Raw genomic sequence first — 3,879 nt, forward strand, 5'->3', positions numbered from 1 at the left:
ACGCGGCCGGTTTCCCGGTGGGAATGACGGACGCCCGCGCGTCGGGCCCGCCCGCCCCGTCCCCGGTCCGAGTCGGACGCGCCGACGCGAGCGCCGGTGGACGGGGCGGGTCCGCGACGCCGCTCGATTGCGCGCGGGGCACCCCGGCCCGGTCCGCCGCCTCCACCGGACCGGCGGAGAGCGACGCGGCCAGGAAGCCCGCCCCCACGGCGGCTCCCAGCAGCACGGCGTACCGGGCCACGGCGATGCCTCGCCACGTCCCGGAGGTTGCCTCGACCGGGGCGTCGGGTGGACGGCTGCACGTCGGACGACGCACTGGGAAGCGACCTCCCTCGTCGTATCGTCGACACATCGTAATGACCCGATCACCCGAACGCACCGCCGAGGCGTCCCCTGACGGATTGCCGACGCGGGGGCTGACGCCGGGCGCGCCCTACGCTATGCGGCACTCCACCGGCCCGGCCGCCGCCGGGATACCGGCCGGAACCGTCAGCCCGGTCAGCGGGTGAACATGGCGGCGTGGCGGCCCACCCACTCCCGCAGCGGCGTCGGCGTGATCGGCAGTTCCGACAGGGTGGCCGCCAGGTCGACCCGGGCGCTCAGCATCGCCGGGTTCTCGTAGACGGCCTCGTAGGCGGCGGTCACGTCGTCGCCCGCGCCCGGACCACCGATGGCCTCGAAGTGGGCGCCGAACTCCTTCGGCGGCATCGGCCGGAACGCGATCCGCCGTCCCAGGGCGACGGAGAACCGCTCGGCGACCTCCTCCCCGTTGAGCGCCTCCGGCCCGCCGACGTCGAAGACCCGGCCGGCGAGGTCCGGACGGCGGAAGGCCGCGACGGCGTACGCCGCCACGTCGTCGTGGCTCACCCACTGCATGACGACCTCCAGCGGGGTCGGGTAGGCGAAGGTGTCCGCCGCCGCCACCTCCGGGGCGGTCCAGGGCCCGAGGAGGTTCTCCATGTACGCGGTCGGCTGCACCACGATGTGCGGCACGCCGCTGCCCTCCAGGTGCTCGTGGATGTCCCGCCGGACGTCCAGCCCCGGGTTGCCGGTGCGCTCCGGCGGGATCGCCCCCGTCGGGTTCCACACGATGAGGCGTACACCGGCGTCGCGCGCGGCGTCGACGGCCTCACGGCCGTAGCGGGCCTGGGGGTCGAAGAACGGGACCAGCAGGAAGACCCCGTCCATGCCCGCGCTGGCCGCGCGCAGGCTGGCCGGGTCGCTGAAGTCGGCGGCCACGACCTCGGCGCCCAGGTCGGCCAGGTCCGCCGCCCGCGCGGGGGTCCGCGACGCGACCCGGACGGTGAAGCCGGCCTCCAGCAGCCGTACCGCCACCGGGCGGGCCTGCTGCCCCGTCGCGCCGTAGACGAGGACCTTCTCGATGGTGCCGTGGTGCTCAGACATGTCGGGGTGTCGCTTTCGTCGGGAGAGGTGAAGCGGTCACCACCACGCTCTGCTCTTGGAACCGTTTCGACAAGTACGCATAATGGTGCGGCGTAGTCCTGTTTTTCATACCTTTGGAGGTCAGCGTGGTTGACGCGCCAGCGCCCGCGTACGACCGCAGCGCCTGCCCGGTGACCGCGACCATCGACGCCATCGGCGGCAAGTGGAAGCCCCTGATCGTGCACACCCTGCTGGACGGCACCCGTCGCTTCGGCGAGCTGCGCCGCGCCATCCCGGGCGTCACCCAGCAGATGCTCACCCTCCAGCTGCGCGAGCTGGAACGCGACGGGCTCGTCCACCGGCACGTCTACGCCGAGGTCCCGCCGCGCGTCGAGTACACCCTGACTCCGCTGGGTCGCAGCCTGGAGACCGTGGTGGCCGAGATGACCCGCTGGGGTCAGCGCTTCCTCGACCGGGACCTGCCGGTCTAGCCCCGCGACCCGTTGATCAAGGGATATGCGTCAGGATCCGGCGCGGCTGTGACGCAAAACCCTTGATCAACGTGAGAACGCCCCGCCCGTCGGACGACGGACGGCCGCCCCCGGGTCCCGGGGGCGGCCGTCCGTGGTGCCATGGCGCCGAGGTCAGGTCATGTCGTCGTAGCGGCGGTCGATCGGGGCCGGCGCGGCGACCGGCTCCGGCACGGGGATCGGTGCGGTCGCGTCGACCCGCGCACCGGCCTCGACCGGCTGGGCGTCGAACTCCAGCGGCGACACCTCGTCGTCGGCGACACCCTCGTAGATCTCCTTGCCGCGCCCCTTGCGGCGGTCGTTGAGGAACGCGACCCCGACCGCGGCGAAGTAGAGCGCGCAGAGGCAGATCGCCAGCGCCGTCATGCCGAACGGGTCCGGCGTGGGCGTGACCACCGCCGCGAACGCGAAGAACACGAACACCGCCACCCGCCACCAGCTCAGCAGCCGCTTCGCGCTGGCGATGCCGACGAAGTTGAGCATCAGCACCAGCAGCGGGAACTCGAACGCCACCCCGAAGAGCAGGATCAGGTTCGTGACGAACGAGACGTAACGGGTGATGTCCAGCGTCGTGCTGATGTTCGCGTCGGTGACCTGCAGCAGGAACTCCAGGCCCTTGGCGGTCACGAAGTACGCCAACACCGCACCCGCGGCGAACAGCGGCGCCGCCAGGCCGGTGAAGACGTACGCGTACCGCCGCTCGTGCCGGTGCAGGCCGGGCGCGATGAACGCCCAGAGCTGGTAGAGCCAGACCGGCGCCGCGATGATCAGACCGACCCACAGACCGATCTTCAGGTTGAGCAGGAACAGGTCGGCCGGGCCGAGCTGGACGAAGTTGCACGCCCCGTTGGACAGCTGCGCCTGCGGCAGATCGCAGTACGGCTTCTTGAGGATGCCGAGCACCGGAGACGCGAGCCAGATGCCGAAGCCGAAGCCGATCAGGATCGCCAGCGACGCCTTGAACAGCCGGTTGCGCAGTTCCCGGACGTGCTCGATCAGGGTCATCGAGCCGTCGGCGGCCCGTTCGAAGGTGCTCGGAGCGCGCTTACGCAGAGCGAAGGCCACGATGCTCGGGCCTCTCGGTCAGTTGTCGCGGACGCGCTGCACCGGGTCGACGACCGGCTGCTGCGGCGGGGCCTGGTAGGGCGCCTGCTGGCCGTACGGAGCCTGCTGACCGGCGTGCGGCGGCAGCGGCTGGTAGCCGGACTGCGCGTCGGCCTTCTCGGCGAGGTCCCGGTCGTCGTCGTGCAGGCTCTTCGTCTCGGCCTTGATGATCCGCAGCGAGCGGCCCAGCGAACGGGCCGCGTCGGGGAGCCGCTTCGCGCCGAAGAGCAGGATCAGCACGACCACGAGTACGGCGATGTGCCACGGCTTGAGGGCACCCATGGGAAGCTCCAGTCGCTCTGTGTCGATGAGGGGTGGTACCGCAGCCCATCGTACGTCCGTCGTGGGTTGTTGCCACCCGCCGGGCGGTGGTGGTTGATCCCGGCCGGTGAAGTCTTGACCAACCGGCGATGTCCCGTCAACCGCCCGGCCGGCGCGTTCCTGCGCGCAACGGGGCCGCAGCGCGCAGTGTCGCGACGCCGGTCGATCAGTCTCCGCGCTTCGCCTTGATCAGGGCCACCCGCTGCCCGGCGGTGTCGAGCTGACGTTGCAGCGCCTCGGCACGCTCCTGCAGGCTCTCGGCGGCCTCGCGGAGCGTCTCCGCCTCGGCCGCGCGCCCCTCCAGCGACAGGGCCGCCCGGCGCAACCGGGGCAGCCGCGCCAGCAGCGGCCGGACAGCAAGCCCGAACACGACGAGCGGAACCAGCACCAGCGCCACCACGATCCACGTCACCACGGCAGCCAGCCTACTGCGTGCCCGCGGCCGTCCCAGCACCACCCCGGCGACGTAGACCGCGAGGAAGCCCGACGCGTGCAGCACCGACCCGGCCGCGTACGCGAGCACCGTCAGGCCGACCGCCGC

6 protein-coding genes are annotated in these 3,879 nt (G+C 72.1%); 1 reads left to right on the forward strand and 5 read right to left on the reverse strand.

Features of this window, described 5'->3' with window-relative positions; all coding sequences use genetic code 11:
- Together AB0I76_RS24560 and AB0I76_RS24565 are read right to left on the reverse strand one after the other, a co-directional pair.
- Positions 1-241, reverse strand: a 241-nt coding sequence (locus AB0I76_RS24560) for a hypothetical protein (RefSeq protein WP_357039812.1), incomplete at its 3' end; no start/stop codon positions are given.
- A gap of 257 nt (positions 242-498) precedes the next feature.
- A complete protein-coding gene (locus AB0I76_RS24565) occupies positions 499-1,404 on the reverse strand; it encodes an NmrA family NAD(P)-binding protein (RefSeq protein ID WP_357039815.1) in 906 nt (301 codons plus the stop codon).
- A gap of 125 nt (positions 1,405-1,529) precedes the next feature.
- Here AB0I76_RS24565 and AB0I76_RS24570 point away from each other — a divergent pair, with 125 nt between their 5' ends.
- Positions 1,530-1,874, forward strand: coding sequence for a helix-turn-helix domain-containing protein (locus AB0I76_RS24570; protein WP_357039818.1), 345 nt, complete (start codon positions 1,530-1,532; stop codon positions 1,872-1,874).
- A 153-nt stretch (positions 1,875-2,027) separates the two neighbouring features.
- Here AB0I76_RS24570 and tatC read toward each other — a convergent pair whose 3' ends face one another.
- The 3 genes from tatC to AB0I76_RS24585 all read right to left on the reverse strand — a co-directional run bounded on the left by tatC (position 2,028) and on the right by AB0I76_RS24585 (position 3,753).
- Positions 2,028-2,978, reverse strand: coding sequence for a twin-arginine translocase subunit TatC (tatC, locus tag AB0I76_RS24575; RefSeq protein ID WP_357039821.1), 951 nt, complete (start codon positions 2,976-2,978; stop codon positions 2,028-2,030).
- Between the two features lie 18 nt (positions 2,979-2,996).
- The gene (tatA, locus tag AB0I76_RS24580) at positions 2,997-3,299 is read right to left on the reverse strand and encodes a Sec-independent protein translocase subunit TatA (protein ID WP_357039824.1); all 303 of its coding nucleotides are present in this window, start codon (positions 3,297-3,299) and stop codon (positions 2,997-2,999) included.
- Positions 3,300-3,504: 205 nt separating this feature from the next.
- Positions 3,505-3,753: a hypothetical protein gene (locus tag AB0I76_RS24585; protein WP_357039827.1), complete on the reverse strand. Its 249-nt coding sequence runs from the start codon at positions 3,751-3,753 to the stop codon at positions 3,505-3,507.
- Between the last annotated feature and the right edge of the window lie 126 nt (positions 3,754-3,879).

The organism is Micromonospora sp. NPDC049799 (assembly GCF_040656655.1).
Classification (GTDB): domain Bacteria; phylum Actinomycetota; class Actinomycetes; order Mycobacteriales; family Micromonosporaceae; genus Micromonospora.